At 33.2% G+C, this 15,446-nt stretch carries 15 protein-coding genes; all 15 read right to left on the reverse strand.

The genetic code is table 11. The features are described from left to right. Positions 1–11: 11 nt before the first annotated feature. Positions 12–914 (reverse strand): ROK family protein, encoded by a 903-nt coding sequence (locus D2K62_RS09765; RefSeq protein ID WP_112181863.1) that lies wholly within the window; start codon positions 912–914, stop codon positions 12–14. A gap of 71 nt (positions 915–985) precedes the next feature. Beyond that, complete coding sequence (locus D2K62_RS09770) at positions 986–2,656, reverse strand: ABC transporter substrate-binding protein (RefSeq protein ID WP_117161373.1); 1,671 nt, start codon at positions 2,654–2,656, stop codon at positions 986–988. Between the two features lie 59 nt (positions 2,657–2,715). Beyond that, positions 2,716–3,600 (reverse strand): carbohydrate ABC transporter permease, encoded by an 885-nt coding sequence (locus D2K62_RS09775; protein WP_112181865.1) that lies wholly within the window; start codon positions 3,598–3,600, stop codon positions 2,716–2,718. Between the two features lie 59 nt (positions 3,601–3,659). Continuing rightward, complete coding sequence (locus D2K62_RS09780) at positions 3,660–4,676, reverse strand: ABC transporter permease (RefSeq protein ID WP_369974646.1); 1,017 nt, start codon at positions 4,674–4,676, stop codon at positions 3,660–3,662. Positions 4,677–4,900: 224 nt separating this feature from the next. Beyond that, a complete protein-coding gene (locus D2K62_RS09785; protein ID WP_232828000.1) occupies positions 4,901–5,494 on the reverse strand; it encodes a kinase in 594 nt (197 codons plus the stop codon). An 86-nt stretch (positions 5,495–5,580) separates the two neighbouring features. Next, positions 5,581–5,856, reverse strand: a complete 276-nt coding sequence (locus D2K62_RS09790) for a hypothetical protein (protein ID WP_112181867.1) — start codon at positions 5,854–5,856, stop codon at positions 5,581–5,583. A gap of 281 nt (positions 5,857–6,137) precedes the next feature. After that, positions 6,138–6,662, reverse strand: coding sequence for a GNAT family N-acetyltransferase (locus D2K62_RS09795; RefSeq protein WP_112181868.1), 525 nt, complete (start codon positions 6,660–6,662; stop codon positions 6,138–6,140). A 155-nt stretch (positions 6,663–6,817) separates the two neighbouring features. Next, on the reverse strand, positions 6,818–7,282 hold the full coding sequence (locus D2K62_RS09800; RefSeq protein WP_112181869.1) for a GNAT family N-acetyltransferase: 465 nt from the start codon (positions 7,280–7,282) through the stop codon (positions 6,818–6,820). Positions 7,283–7,406: 124 nt separating this feature from the next. After that, positions 7,407–7,721 (reverse strand): TIGR04104 family putative zinc finger protein, encoded by a 315-nt coding sequence (locus D2K62_RS19465; protein WP_112181870.1) that lies wholly within the window; start codon positions 7,719–7,721, stop codon positions 7,407–7,409. 112 nt (positions 7,722–7,833) lie between these two features. Further along, the gene (locus D2K62_RS09810; RefSeq protein WP_112181871.1) at positions 7,834–8,364 is read right to left on the reverse strand and encodes a hypothetical protein; all 531 of its coding nucleotides are present in this window, start codon (positions 8,362–8,364) and stop codon (positions 7,834–7,836) included. A gap of 618 nt (positions 8,365–8,982) precedes the next feature. After that, positions 8,983–9,681: a dihydropteridine reductase gene (locus D2K62_RS09815; RefSeq protein ID WP_112181872.1), complete on the reverse strand. Its 699-nt coding sequence runs from the start codon at positions 9,679–9,681 to the stop codon at positions 8,983–8,985. A gap of 127 nt (positions 9,682–9,808) precedes the next feature. Beyond that, complete coding sequence (locus D2K62_RS09820) at positions 9,809–11,179, reverse strand: DUF4340 domain-containing protein (protein WP_112181873.1); 1,371 nt, start codon at positions 11,177–11,179, stop codon at positions 9,809–9,811. A 114-nt stretch (positions 11,180–11,293) separates the two neighbouring features. Beyond that, a complete protein-coding gene (locus tag D2K62_RS09825; RefSeq protein WP_112181874.1) occupies positions 11,294–11,968 on the reverse strand; it encodes a YesL family protein in 675 nt (224 codons plus the stop codon). Between the two features lie 19 nt (positions 11,969–11,987). Next, positions 11,988–13,505, reverse strand: coding sequence for a response regulator transcription factor (locus D2K62_RS09830; RefSeq protein ID WP_112181875.1), 1,518 nt, complete (start codon positions 13,503–13,505; stop codon positions 11,988–11,990). Between the two features lie 112 nt (positions 13,506–13,617). Then, on the reverse strand, positions 13,618–15,414 hold the full coding sequence (locus tag D2K62_RS09835) for a sensor histidine kinase (RefSeq protein WP_112181876.1): 1,797 nt from the start codon (positions 15,412–15,414) through the stop codon (positions 13,618–13,620). Positions 15,415–15,446 lie beyond the last annotated feature (32 nt).

Raw genomic sequence — 15,446 nt, forward strand, 5'->3', positions numbered from 1 at the left:
TTCCTCCTGCCTTAAGTGTGTAGTTGCTCTGTCTGAACCGCTTTAAACAAAGCACCTAAAAGTCCTGCATTATTGTGGTGGTGGCAAGCCTCAATTGGCACTTTAATGTCCTTCCAATTATAAATTTGCTTTAATTTATCGTTAATTCTCTCGTACAAGTCTTCTCTTACACTAATTGCGCCACCGATTAAAATTTTCTCAGGATTTAATGTAGCAACGAGATTAAATATGCCTGCACTTACATAGGAAAACCAGCGATCAAGCATTGCTTCAACTTCAGGATTAACAAGGGCATCTTCAAATACTATTTCACCTTCTATCCTTGTTTCTTGATCGATTTTTTTTATCTCTTTATAGTTATTAATTAAGGCACTTGTTGAGGCAATATCGTGTAAATTCTGATAACCATTGTCTAAACCATTTACGGTCATTAGACCAAACTCACCTGCCTGAAAAGCATGACCATGTACAATCTCACCATTAATAAAAATACCGCCACCGATTCCAGTTCCAATCGTCATACAAATAAAATCGTTACAATTGATAGCGTTCCCACTATGTTTCTCAGCAAGTGTAGCACAATTGGCATCATTCTCTATGATAATTGGTAAGGAAGTTTTTTGACTGAGTAGCGTTCTTATATTTGTTCCATCTAGAACATCTATTGCACCAGCAAGTGCTGCAAATCCAGTACTAGGATTAATAAAGCCTGGAAAACTAATTGCTATCTTTTCGATTACATTTGTCGCTGTTATGGTCTCAATAACATTTACCATATCAGCTATAAATTGATCAGCTGTTTCTTTTCTAGTTGGATAGCTCGATTTCTTAATAAATTCTCCTTCAGCGGTTAATATTCCATATTTAACGTTCGTTCCACCGACATCAAAACACAAATAGAGCTTTGTATTCATTTACTTCACATCTTTCTTTTTTTAAAATACAAGCCCGTATCCGTATGGAAACAGGCTTGTTACATGTTCTATTAGTTTGTTTGCCAAAGTTCGATAACATCTTGCGTCATTTGCGTCATATTTTGATTTGCCTTTTCAATATCCATTGCTTCTAGATCTTTAATCATGCTTTCCCACATCTCGTCAAACTCTGCTGGATCAGCTAAAATTGCTTGTGTTATTCGTTGTTCAGTTAAATCATCCGCTTTTTGCTGAATAATTTGAACATCACTACCAGATGGAATAGTATAGTTTGCAACCGTACCATGTTTTGTTACACCTAAATCTTCTGTTGCAGGGAACCACTCAATCCAGTTAGTCATGCCATATTCTGCTAACACTTCTTTTTCAACACTATTAAAGTTGTCAATAATATCTTGTTCTGAATTTGGTGTAATCGATTGACCAGTCGAATCAACTGCACCGTTACCCATTTGTGGGAATGGATAGATATAATATCCTACACCCGTTTCCTTGCCATATTCACTATCCGTGTTCATACGCTCACGGTCTTCTTCTTTCATTACCCGTTTACCATCAACTATGTCATAGTTTTCTCCTTCAATACCCCAGTTAACAAGAATCTGAGCTTCTTCTGATGCCATCCAATCTAAAAATTCAAATGCTTCATCTTGATGTTCACTTGTAGAAGAGATTGCAATACCCCATCCACCAGCAAAACCATAGTCTTGTAATCCTTTAGATTGATAGTCATCACCAAGTGTTACAGGTAATGGTGCGTACGTTCTTTCTTCTCTACCGTCTGATACTAACGCTTTATCTGCATCTGCGATATCCCAATCTTGGTCAGCAACACTTAATACACGACCGGATGATAATTTGGAAATATACGTATCATACGTATGGGTAAACGATTCTGGATCTAACAATCCTTTTGCATTCATCCCATTCAGCCATTCAAAATATTCCTTCATTTCTGGAAGTAAGAACTTATAAGTTGTCTCTCCAGTTTCATTATCAACAGCCCATTGGCCATTATCCTCAAGACCTGCTGCAAAACCAGCTGGGTTACCAACAGTAATCAACCAACGCCAATCACTACCTAGTAATGATAAAGGTAACGTTTTTTGACCGTCTATTTCTGGATACATCTCATAGTATTCTGTCAGTGCCGCTTCAAATTCTTCTAATGTGTTAATTTCCGGATATCCCAATTCACGTAGGACATCTAATTGAAGTTGGAACGTTCCACTCGTTGCCCAATATGCATTTTCTACACCATAGGTTCCTACTGTATATATGCTTGGATCATCAAGTGTATTACGTAAACGGTTTAAATTATCGCCATAAAGCGCTTTCAAATTATCGCCTTTTTCTTCAATTAACTCATCTAATTTAATTACGCCACCAGCGTCAATCAGCTTTCCTATATCACCTTTCGCATAAATTAAATCTGGATAGTCCCCACTTGCTATCATTAATGGAATTGTTTCATCATTTCCACCAACTGGATAATCAATGTCTAATTTAACACCAGTTTCTTCTGTGATTTTTTGAGCTACAGGATCATTAAACTCTTTCTCTTCCCCGTCGGCACTAAAGAATGTAAGTGTGACTGGTTCATCCGAATTTCCTCCATCATTTGAATCGTCTGATGAACTTGACGAGTCGTCACTACATCCTGCTAAGATAAGTGCACCAAAGATCAATACCAACATGAATATAGATAAATGCTTTTTCATCATTTCCCCTCCATTTTTTGTAAATGAATACTTTATATTAATTTTCATTAATAACATAATTAACTTTTCACAGCACCTAAAGTAAGTCCTGTAACGAAATATCTTTGTAAGAATGGATACACCATTAAAATTGGTACTGTTGCAATAATAGTGATTGCCATTTTAATAGATTGTGGATTTGTTTGACCTGCTAAAACCTCAGCATTTTGTGAGGTGACATCTCCACCCGAGATATTAGCATTGTCGAGTATTTTCATTAACTCAAATTGCAAAGTAGTTAAATTATCACTTGATCTAGCATATAAATACGTATCAAACCACATATTCCATTGCCCTACCGCCAAGAACAGAGCGATCGTCGCGATAACTGGTAAACTCAATGGAATCACGATACGCCAGAAAATAGTAAAGTCATTTGCTCCATCAATTTTTGCTGATTCTGTCAACGCCATTGGTATGTTGTCCATAAAGGACCGGATAATAATGACGTTAAATGCTGTAATTAACAATGGTAGAATATACACCATAAAGTCATTAATTAAGCCAAGCTCTCTAATTAACATATAATCAGGAATTAATCCTCCACTGATAAACATCGTAATTACTAATAAAAAACCTACTTGCTTATTAAAAATAAAATCACGACGACTTAGTGTATAAGCTAGCATAGTGCTCGCAATGATACCTGTTATCGTCCCAACTACAGTTCTTAGAATCGACATAAATAGTGCTTGTAATAGTCGATCATTACTACCAAAAATTTCCGTATAGTTTGCAAAAGTAAATTCTCTTGGCCATATATTAATCCCGCCTCTAGCGGTATCTATCGCATTATTTAATGAGATTGCTAGTATATTTAAAAATGGATAGAGTGTAAGAACTAATACGAAGAACATTAAGATTAATAGTAAAATATCAAACATTGTAAACTTTTTCTTAGCCATGGTGTTTCTCCTTTCCATAATGTGCCTTGGTATGAAGGATAATCTATTTATAAATTGTATTAAAATACTCTTCCTTCACCTATTCGTTTGGCAAAACCATTTGCTATTAAAATCAGGATAATACTTATCACGGATTTAAATATACCAATTGCTGTACCAAAGGAATAACGGAACATCCCAATACCATAATCTAGAGCATATAAATCAATAACTAGTGCTTTATCCGCAACAACGTTATTTCCTAATAGCATTTGTTTTTCAAAACCAATGTTTATTAAGTTTCCAATGCTTAAAATTAATAGAACGATAATGACCGGGCGAATACTTGGTAATGTGATATGCCACATTTGGCGAAACCTGCTGGCACCATCTACTTTTGCTGCTTCATAAAGCTGTGGGTCAACACCTGCCATTGCAGCAAAATAAATAATTGCATTCCAACCCATTTCTTTCCAAACATCTGATACAGTTATAATGCCCCAAAATAGATCAGGATTGGACATGAAACTGATTGGTCCATCAATGATATTTAAACCCATTAATACTGCATTGATCGGTCCATCTTGCGATAGCATAGTTGTCACGATATTCGCTACAATAACCCAAGATACAAAGTGCGGTAAATAAGATACCGTCTGGGTAAACTTCTTGAATGTCTGAAATCGCATTTCATTTAGTAATAATGCGAAAATAATTGCGGCTAATGTACCAAATATTATTCCTAAAATCCCCATGCCCAATGTGTTTTCTAAAGCTTGATAGAACATTGGCTCATTAAATAAATCTTTAAAGTGATCCAAGCCTACCCATTCTTGATTAAATAAACCATTCTGTGGTTTATAATCTTGAAATGCCATTGTCCACCCTGCGATTGGTATATACTTAAAAATAAATAACCAAAGTATAAATGGTAAGGCCATTAAAATTAATGCCTTCTGATTATTAACTCTTTTCCAAAAGCCATTCTTTTTTGGTTGAAGCTGTGGTTTTTTGGCCTTTTTATCTAATCCAATCTTTGTAGCTGTATCAACAGCGAGGTTTGATTGCTCTCCACTTGCTTTCATATGTTTACTCATTTTATATTCTCTCCTTACTGCATGATGAGTAGAAGTACCTTTTCTTTATATTTATATTATATAAGTAAACGCTTACAATAAAAACAGAACAATAAGGATATAAAATCATGTAAAAACAAGAGGTCTTGTTTTTAAACCTTCTCTACTACCATGTCCCCACTAATCCTGCAATGAGTAATAATGAAATCGAAGCGATCTGAAAACTTCAAGCAATTTATTTTAGTTTAATTTTGAATCACTAAATCAGCTCTTTCTAATGGTGAAACTCTTCTCATATAATGGTCTTCTGCTTTCCAGTATCTCTTTTCAAATTTTTCGATATTACTTTGTGTTACATCACTTTCACGATTAAATCTCTTTTCTCTTGAACAATCCAAATAAACCATAAAATCGTAGAAATGTCTCCACTCTTTTCGTTGTAAAAATACGCCTTCGATTATAATTAGACAAGTATCAGGTATTTTAACTGTCTGTAATTTTTGTTTATCAGAACTATAATCATAAGTTAGTAAGTTTAGTTCATTCGTTTTTTTTAGTCTGTTGAATAAATTCTCTTTGAGCCCCTCTATATCCCATTGCAAATGGTAATACTCATACCACTCATCATCGCCAGTGTTATAGCGCCTTTTTCTTTCTACAATGTAATCATCTATATGAAAAATACAAACCGAAATGTTTTTTTCCTGAATATACTGTTCAATGTATCTTACAAATGTTGTTTTCCCTGAACGAATTAATCCATCTATTCCAAGAACAACTTTTTTACCTTGTTCAACTTTAGGGATTTCCTTCAATATATTTACTATTTTGTCTTCCAAGCCATTCCCACCCCAATTTAAATATTTCCCCATCTATTAACTTACATATTAGCGAAACATCGTACACGCTATCATAATATAAACTACTATTCTGAAATGGTGGAAACAGGTGAATCTTGTTTCTCCCAATTACTTGGCCCTTCATTCGGTGTGATAAATTTTCTCCAGTATTCACCAGTCTGTTTATCAAAGATGATAATGTTAGATTCATTTGGAGATAAAAATTCATATCTGAACTGTTCTTGTTCTGTCTTTACTTCTATCTCCTGACTGGAACTTAATGATTGTGAGATAAACCAACTTCCCGCAAGAATACACAAACCTAAAATGATAATGGATAAAGACTTTAAATTATTATTCAAAATATTCCACCCCTTAATAATATGTATTATTCAATTAACCTACTGAGTTACTTCAACAACTTTTTGTTCGCCAAATTATCTACCCATATATAAATCTAATTATTTATTTGTCTATTTCATTTTACATTAACGCTCTTCTACTAAACCCACTAAGTATTCAAACACTGTTAGACACATAGTTATTTTAAATTAAAATCCTCTTAAATCCATTAAATGAAAGATAGGGATGCTGTTATCGATAATCCCTTGTTTAACTATTACATCCGTTAATGTAATAAGACTCAAAGTTCTATCCAATATCTATTTATAATATTTCCATCTTCCTCTGTAAAATCTGAGTCAGGAATACCTCCACTCTTAAGTATTGTTTTGAATGAACCTACATTATCATGATCACAAACTACTAAAGCTTTTTTTATACCCAATTCTTTTGCTTTTATAAGAGATAAAGCCAATAATCTTGTTGCAAAGCCTTTTCTTCTTTCTGAAGGACGGATACCGTAACCAATATGTCCGCCACTTTCTAACAGAATATTTGTTAATTGGTGCCTTATATTAACTGCCCCAATAATTACATTCATATCGTTTATTAACCAATATGTTGAATGAGAAACCCACCCTTTTGGAAGGTTAGTAGCACTTTCATTATCTTCTAAAGAAGATACCATACTCTCAAAGTTTGAAGGGTCATTTTGAATAACCCAAGGTACCATATTTTCACCACTATCTAGCCACTCGCTATAAAAATTGAGATACTCTTCCTTTAAATTCACTGTTGGTTTAACTAAATACAAACTATATCCCATTGAACAATCTCCTCGTCTTATTAACTCCACTTCAGCATAGTCAGAACACGCTTCTTTGTTCAACAAACCTGCTACGTCAGCTCAACAAGCAATTAGAGCTGCGACATCAACAGCACCTTGTTCCACTAAACAACCAATTTCTTTAACAGGAGTTTTTAACATTTATACTCCATCTTTAGAAACTCGAATGTACTTCCATTTGTATCTTGCATAAAAGTCTCTATACCTTGAAATCCGACCTTTCTATATAACTTTATTGCTCTTTGATTAAAAGTTGCAACTGATAATGTGATTTTTTTAGGTTTAATTTCAGATTGAATAAAGTTAATACCTGCCCTCAAAAACTCTGCACCATTGCTTTGTCCAGTTAAATCAGGTCTCATTCCTAAACCAATATCACAAGTTGTGACGGCAACTTTACTAAAACTTAAGAACGCAACCAATTCATTTTCTTTTGTTACAGCAAATGTTGATTTCCCTCGCTCTTCTGGGTTTAAAAATTCAGCTAAATCTTCTTCATCAGATTCCATATTATAAAATGAATATTCGCCTTCATAATGCCAGTTAAATGCAATATTTTCTGCTTGCTTTTGTGTCATGACACTAAATTCATAAGCCATTTTAATTCTCCATCGTTTCTAAATATATTTTCTCTCCTTGTTCAACTCTGCGGTTCGTTAGTCCACTACAGCTTTTCCAGTATCGCTCACGTTTGTTAAATAAAACTATATCAACTTCTTTTTATTAATTCGATTCATAATCAGTACGGTATTTGGATTTAAATTTAGCAATGAAAGGAAATAAAATTGAGGGAATGCCTATTGATATTAATACCGCCAATAAATAATAAACAAATGAGGTATATAAAAACCCTTCTATTAAAAATAACGTTAATGAAAGTATCACTAGCATCATCAAAAACACGATGACCTTTGAAGAAGTTTCTATAAAATGTTCTGTATCACATTCCTTGCAATTCATAGGTTGATTATTTCCGATTTGGGATTTGTAAATTTGGCTCCAGCTAAATTTAATTAAACATTTCTCGCACCTTTGCACAGTAGAACTACCCCCACTCCTTTAAAATTAACTTGCGTATTTGTTTTACAATGTTAATGTTGAATTGTACTCTATAGCGATACTGAAAAAAACTTCCAAAAATACGAGAAACCTATTCTAAGAAAAACTCTAAAAAGGTAATAACGTAATATGCAAAGAAGAAGTTCAGTGCCTGCATCACTAAGAAAACAACGAAAATAATTATAAAGTTTCTCATAGTTGATTGTCTTATTTGTAGATAGTAACCTATTCCCCATATAACATAAATGAGCATGATTTGTATGTGTTCTGCTAGGTAGGGATCTTGTTGTGGAACGAAATGCTGTCCGAAAACCGAAAAGAAGCCTAAAACTAATAAAATAACAAGTAATATAAAATTTGTTATATGAATTACTTTTCTAATAATTCGAGAATTGTTTAATATAATTCCTACGATCATTTCAAGAACCGCAAGCACCAATGCACATATCATAATTATAAATTCCATTTGAAACACATTGAAAAGTAATAACAAAACTACCAAAACAAAATGGACAACTGCAGAAATATATAAACCTATCGTTTTTTTAGAAAATACGCTATAAATCGCATAGACTAATCCCACCAATGCTATTCCTGCAATCCAAACAGCCCAAGACGTCACTCAAAACTCCTCCTTATAGCTATCCTTTGATTACAATTTTCAACAACCCAACAATTCCTCATATCTATACCATACCAGAAACTTAAAAGTTTTTGCTGTTATATTCCATTAATATGTAAATATTCAATTCAAACAAAAACATGGGTGTCCCAAATTCCTTTCAACTCAGGGAATTAAAGAATACTTAGCTTGATCTAGCGAAAGATTAAAACCATCAATGTTTCACACCATATTCGTTTTATTCAGTCTATTTTTATTATTTAAATGAGGAAGGACATAATCGATATTTAAACTTAAAACAAAACTATAGCAAAGGCATTAGCAGTGATCTTAAGCTGGGCACTATACGGAGCGTTAATTATTGGATGCAACATCAAATGCAAAAAGATATGGAGGGATGTAAACTAATATAGGTTTTTTATGAAATCTAACTATTTTCATTTCTAAATATAAAAGAGCCTGTTTTTTAAAACAGACTCTTAAGAGTATTTTCGGACACTTCCATCTTCCACAATTCTGCTAGAAGCAATTGCTCTCATTCTGATATCGCACCAATTAATTGAACATCTATTTAGGGGTTATCATTAAAAATATCTCGGGTTAAACTTACAAGATTAATCATAAAAAATTAGGCAGTTGTTGTTCATGCTTATCGAGCATAATCTGTTCTGGGTTGATGCCTTGCTCACGTAGTACTTCAATATTTTGGACAAGGAATTCGTCACTACCGACAATATAAAAGTGTCCATCCTTGTCTGAAGCGAGATTTTTCACTTCTTCATAGAAGTCTTTACGGTTGTCGACGAACCGTGACGTAAAATTCTTCTCAGATGCGGTTTTAAAAATGTTAGTGAATAAGAAATCTTTTGATGAATCGATGTTCAAGGAATGAATTTGATTAACGTTGTCTTGATGTTCGAAATAGTTTAGTACAAGCGGTCTAAAAGTCGCCAAGCCGACTCCTGATGATAGCAGGTACACATTTTTGTCTTCTCTTTTAAGCGGTATATTTGAATGCGTTTTAAAGATTGCAACTTCATCGCCGACTTTAAGATTTCTTAAAATCGCTTTAAACTCAGAACACTGCTCTTTAATACGTGTTGTGATTCCAATTAAATTTTCGTTCGGTAAAGTGGAGATTGACATATGGCGAATTAGGCTGCGGTTTGGTTTTTCTCCTGCATTAAAACCTTCCAGTGCGAAGTGGATGTGTGCTCCCTCTTCCCATGTATAGTCTTTCGGACAGTCGAGTAGGTACGTTTTCACCTCAGCCGCTTCTTCAATGATCTTATTTATTTTAGTCCAGTATATTTGCATGATATATTCCCCTTTATTATACGTATTGTTACTATTTAATGTACACTAATTAATAACTATTATCAATTAAAGGGATCTTCCTTTACACAACTAGCCATCGGAAAAATTATAGTTTACGAGAAGCCTTTTATTTTGTAATCTTTTTCATCTCTTCTAGCATCTGACTAACATCATCTTTTAAGACTAAGAAGTCTACTACTTCGTCAACAAATACAGCGTAATGTGTTTCATCATATGGCACAAATGCGACGTTAACTTCTTTTTGTTGATCATTTTCTATATTTATGACATATGTCAACTCTATTTCTGGATCTTGATAAGTGACATCATCCTTAGCTACTTTATCCACCTTCAAACCCGCTACAAACTTATACGCATCACGAAATGTATCTTCGTCTAATATTTTGTCATCTAAACGAAAAGTAGAAGCAATTTCCTCTTCACCCTCCGCGTTTATTTCCGTAGTATGTTCCATCATAATAGCAGCCGAAATTTCTGCGGACTCTATTTTTAGTTGATTCATAACATCTAGAGCAATAATTTTTACATAACCATCCAATAGATCAAATGCCTGATAGCTATATAAATCTAATAACTGATTATTAATCGTAAAAACAGTTGATTTACCGTCTAACATAGCATAATAATTACCACCAGCAGCTGGATCACCAATTATTATTTTTTCTGTTTTTTCAGCTGACCCTAACGTTATTGTGAAATCTGCTTCATCTAATCCATATTCGCTCAAATCAGTTGGATTGGTGGAAACTAGTTCAGTCATTTCAAATTGATCAATTGCATAAATCATATCTGACATTTTAGAGTATGCTGCGTTATAATATCCACTATAAGGCACATGCACATACCATCCCGTTATGTTTGCACGTGATTCTTCTTCAGGATAAGGAGCATCATTTGTAAGTTCTATTGTTTCTGCTCCATTATCTATCGTCATCTTATTAACTGTTTCAGATGTAATCGTAATAATTTGATTATCTGTGTAACCTTGCTTTTGTAATGGCAACGTTTCAATTAATGTGCTTGCAACAAGATAGATGGTACCCGCATTTTGATTCTCTACGTAATAAGCGGAACCTGCTGCATTTAAATCACCGATTGTCCATGTTTCTTCTGTATCTTTATCCGAATAGCCAACCTTCAACTTAATTTGTGGAAAATCTAATCCGACATCCTTTTTCTTCACATCTACTTTTTCACCTTCTAAGCTAAATAAGGTTGTTAAAGCACTCTGTATTTTTTCTTGATCTGCAGCTTGTTGACTATCTTTAATCGTCCATGTTTCTTCTTCAACCTTTTCTAAGGTAACCGTGTTATCCATTTGTATTGTTACTTGATCTACCTTTTCACTCTCTGTAATCAAAATTTCAGGTGATTGCTTAATTCCATTGGCAACTTTTTCTTGATCAGTTAAAAAAAACAATAGCACGGCCAAACCAATTATCACGATGCTGATTATCAGTAGATACTTACGTTTCATGATAAAAACCTCACAGACTGTTATTTATTTACTAGTTTAATCAATTTTATAATACCAATTTAGTCACCACTTATATTCCAAACCATCTATTTTATGAGTGGTTTGATATTGTAATTATGAAATTGACTCAGTTGATAAATCAATTTCCATTTGTTTAAGTGGGCGTTGAATATTAAACATGATGAAAAAACAGGTTATGCTCATTAAGAAAAGGATAAAAATACTTGGGACTGCATAATAGATAATTCCTAGTGCAACAATGGTTGTCATATTTAATAAGGTAGTTTTAAAAAAACGGAAATTCGCATAAAACGAAACTAGAAACAAATTTTTTATTTTCACTTCAAAACGTGTCATAAGTGGTAACGCATAAAGCATAATTGCTACATTTACCAAGATAAACACTAAAAATATTGGAGATAATAGTGAAAAGTATAAATTTCCATAATGAATATCGATAATTAGAATAGTTATAACAGACCATTGTATTAGCCAATACTTCATTGTTACCTTGAAGTTAGTACCATAAAAATGCCAATAATCCTTTGTTGGTTGAATAACCTTATCTTTCACTAATTTATCCATAGTTGCTAATAAAGCAGTAATTGAAGGACCAAAAGGGAGAATAGCTACATAAAACAAAAGAATGTTTTCTATTGTAAACTCGACAAAGTAAAACGCGAAAACGAATAGGCTATTCGCTATAAAAAAATAAAAATTAGTGACTAAAAATGCATAAATATAAGTAATCACATTATATATTGGTCTATCTATAATTGAATTTGCCACTTTTATCCCCCACTAGTCTTTATAAAATTGAACGTTCTTTTCTACTTTCTTTTTGATACTCTTTAGGACTCATCCCTACATGTTTCTTGAATTTTTTATAAAAATAATCCATATTACTGTAGCCAACTAAATCCGATACTTTATATACTTTATAATCTTGTTTCACTAGCAATTGTTTAGCTTTTGCAATCCTAATCTTATCTAGATAGGTATGAAAGTGCTCACCTGTGTGGATTTTAAACTTCTTCCCTAAATAAGAGCTGTTATAATTAAATAAATTAGCTAAAACTTTTAAATTTAAATCCTGATAATAATATTGTTGTGTATAATTTAATATCTTTTTCATATTGTCTTCAGCAGATAAAGAAAATCCATTGATTTGTTTTGCAAGTAACCAAAGTCTTAATTCAATAACATTAAACAACTCTTGGATATTGTTTGTCTGGTAAACTTGTTTAACAAATGGCTCTTTTTCTCCTATTTGCAAGTCTTGATAAGTTTTTGACATTTCCTTCATTATTTCTGATACAAATTCAATCATTTCTGCCTGAATTCGACTTTTTTCAAATTTTGCGAGTTGATAATACCGAATGAGTACTTTTGATTGTTCTTCTAATTTGTTTCTATCTTTGAATTCTAAAGAACGAATAATGATGGAAGAGATTTGGTTATAATCGGGTTCTGCTATTCTTTCATTATCAAGTATCGAATACGTCAAATATGGCGTATCTCCAAAACAATAAGCAAGTTTGTCAATTTGGTCTATTTGTCGAAGTGCTAAGCCAATTTCACTAAGAGATTGAAAAGAATTTGCTAGATAACCTTTAATTGGATTAGTAACAAGCTCCTGGATTTTATCGTTAAAAAGTGTAAGATAGGCTATTACTTCCTGCTCCTCACAGGAAATACATAATAAATAAATCGCCCGATCTTTCCAAATTAACTTCACTTTTTGTGTTTCATATGGTTTTAAAATTTCTTTTATTTCTTGCTTTTTCATGTCTTCATCAGCATGTAAAACAGCTAAATGAAAGTGATCTGGGCTTATTTCCATAAGATTTTGTATCTGCCTATCATCCGCTCTTCCTTCAATTACGGATTTCCACCTTTGTTCTTCAGAAAGCTGTTGATACTGTGTTAATTGGGTGTGTATTTTTTTATCATTCGTTAGGGCAGTCTTAATCTCAGCTAATATCGCAACCAATTCATCTTCATCTATTGGTTTTAGGAGATAAGATTCAATACCTAATTTAATCGACTGTTTTGCATAAGAGAAACTAGAATAGCCTGATAATACAATAAATTTACACGTGTATCCTTCTTGTTTGGCTTTTTCAATTACTTCTATACCTGACATACCTGGCATTCTAATATCTATTAAAACCACTTCTGGCTGATGAATTCGAATCTTATTCAGACCATCACGACCATCTAACCCAACATCACAGATTGTAAAACCATACCGTTCCCACTCTATTACTTGCCGTAAACCTTCTCTAATTAAAGGTTCATCATCAATTAGCAACACCATAAACATGATAAAACAACCCCTTTATCATTGAATCGTCACTATATATCTTTTTCTTTCTGAATCCTTTCGCAGATACTAATTCTTTTCAACATACAAACTTGGTGGAAAATGCAATTTTTTAAAACTTCTTTTTGATTACTGGTAAACTAAAGACTACTTTCGTTCCTTCATTTTGTTTGCTAGTTATTTCAATTCCGTAGTCCATGCCGTAGTATAACTGGATGCGCTGATGAACATTACGCACACCTATTCTTTCGCCATCCGGCTGATCTGTCTCTTCATTTAAACGTTGATAAACTTGTATTAGACGTTCACGCGACATGCCCACTCCGTTATCCTCGACAGTTACTTGTAGATGTTGTTCTCTCTCCTCCACATGGATTTCCACCCATCCAGGTCCTTCCTTTGGTTCAAGTCCATGAATAATGGCATTTTCAACGATCGGCTGGATTAATAACGGGAACAACTGATATTTCTTTATGTCGCAGTTCAGTTCAAATTGGTAACTGAACTTCTCACCAAAACGCATGGTTTGAATTTCTAGATACGTAGTAACCAAATCGATTTCTTTTTTTAATGGCACAGGTAGGTCTGTTCGTTCTAATGCAGATCGCATCATTTTACTTAACTTTTGAATAATCTCAGCAACTTCTTTATCTTTATTTAATAAAGCCTTCATTCGAATCATTTCTAACGTGTTATAAAGAAAATGTGGATTTATTTGGCTCGAGAGCATTTTAAAATCTGTTTCTTTTTGCTTTCTACGCCACCTCTCCTCTTTAATCTTATGAACATAGACTTCATCAATCAATTTTTGAATACTCTGGGACGTTTGGTAAAGTTCGTCATATACTTCGCCAATTTCATCTTTACCTGGAATCTCTTTTTTAATATTAAATTTGCCCTTTGCTACGCGAAACATTGCTTTTTTTAACGTATTAATTCGAACATTAAAGGTTTTAATAAAAATAATAATGGAAAAGATAGATACACTTAATGCAGCCAGTATGACCATAAATCCGCGAAAGAAAATGTGATTCGGTGCTTGCATAATTTCTTCTACTGGTACAATACTCGCCACTTGAATGTCGTTACTCAACGCTCGTTCTGGTTGAAAAGTGTGGACATTAATCTTTACATCTTTTTCTTCATAGTGTTTATCGATGACATAATTAGAATGTTCACTTTTTTCATTTGATTCTAGAAAGGCTGGATAGTCACCGATCTTTCTTTGGTCTTGGTGATAAACAATGACTTCTTCGTCCAAGGTGATAAAAACATCTTGTAATTCACCTATTGATATCTCTTTTAATTTATCTGGTGAAACATAAATACTTAAAACTCCTAAAAATATATTATCCTGATCATAAATTGCACGAGTTAAGGTTAAAAAGGAATCTCCAGTATATTCTTCCTCTTTAAAAACCCAGTAGATTTTGCCTTTGTTTTCCACCGCTTGTTGATACCATTTTTCTTGCATTGTATTTTTATCAGCATGAATAAAGTGCGAATTCGTAATCATTTGCTTACTCATATGAAATTGAATATTCTCGATTTCATCATAATATTTTAAATATTCATCAAAAATTGGATATTCATTATATGCGTTATACACTTGTAAATTCGTAAGATATTCTTGATGCAATAAATGTTGCATGTCTTCACTTAAGTAGATTAAATCGGAAATACTAGTGACACGATTTAAAATCGTATCAAGTCGCATTTCTAATTTATCTACATTCGATTCAGCTTCGTATACAGCATTGCTTAACACAACATCACGCGTTGCATAATTCATATAAGCACCTACCAACAAGATTGGTAGAACTGTTGCAAGGAGATAAATACCTAACAGTTTGTGGCGAATTTTTAAATCTTGTAACAGCTTTCGCGCCTTTTGTATAATCTGTCGCATATTTATCCCCCACAACTAGATTACTTCTTTAT

The organism is Paraliobacillus sp. X-1268 (assembly GCF_003426095.1).
In the GTDB taxonomy this organism is placed as follows: domain Bacteria; phylum Bacillota; class Bacilli; order Bacillales; family Amphibacillaceae; genus Paraliobacillus_A; species Paraliobacillus_A zengyii.

Bases quoted from the DNA above. Each gene is read 5' to 3' on its own strand.
- D2K62_RS09765 (WP_112181863.1), bottom strand. From the start codon at position 914: ATGAATACAAAGCTCTATTTGTGTTTTGATGTCGGTGGAACGAACGTT.
- D2K62_RS09770 (WP_117161373.1), bottom strand. From the start codon at position 2,656: ATGAAAAAGCATTTATCTATATTCATGTTGGTATTGATCTTTGGTGCA.
- D2K62_RS09775 (WP_112181865.1), bottom strand. From the start codon at position 3,600: ATGGCTAAGAAAAAGTTTACAATGTTTGATATTTTACTATTAATCTTA.
- D2K62_RS09780 (WP_369974646.1), bottom strand. From the start codon at position 4,676: ATGAGTAAACATATGAAAGCAAGTGGAGAGCAATCAAACCTCGCTGTT.
- D2K62_RS09795 (WP_112181868.1), bottom strand. From the start codon at position 6,662: ATGGGATATAGTTTGTATTTAGTTAAACCAACAGTGAATTTAAAGGAA.
- D2K62_RS09800 (WP_112181869.1), bottom strand. From the start codon at position 7,282: ATGGCTTATGAATTTAGTGTCATGACACAAAAGCAAGCAGAAAATATT.
- D2K62_RS09815 (WP_112181872.1), bottom strand. From the start codon at position 9,681: ATGCAAATATACTGGACTAAAATAAATAAGATCATTGAAGAAGCGGCT.
- D2K62_RS09820 (WP_112181873.1), bottom strand. From the start codon at position 11,179: ATGAAACGTAAGTATCTACTGATAATCAGCATCGTGATAATTGGTTTG.
- D2K62_RS09830 (WP_112181875.1), bottom strand. From the start codon at position 13,505: ATGTTTATGGTGTTGCTAATTGATGATGAACCTTTAATTAGAGAAGGT.
- D2K62_RS09835 (WP_112181876.1), bottom strand. From the start codon at position 15,414: ATGCGACAGATTATACAAAAGGCGCGAAAGCTGTTACAAGATTTAAAA.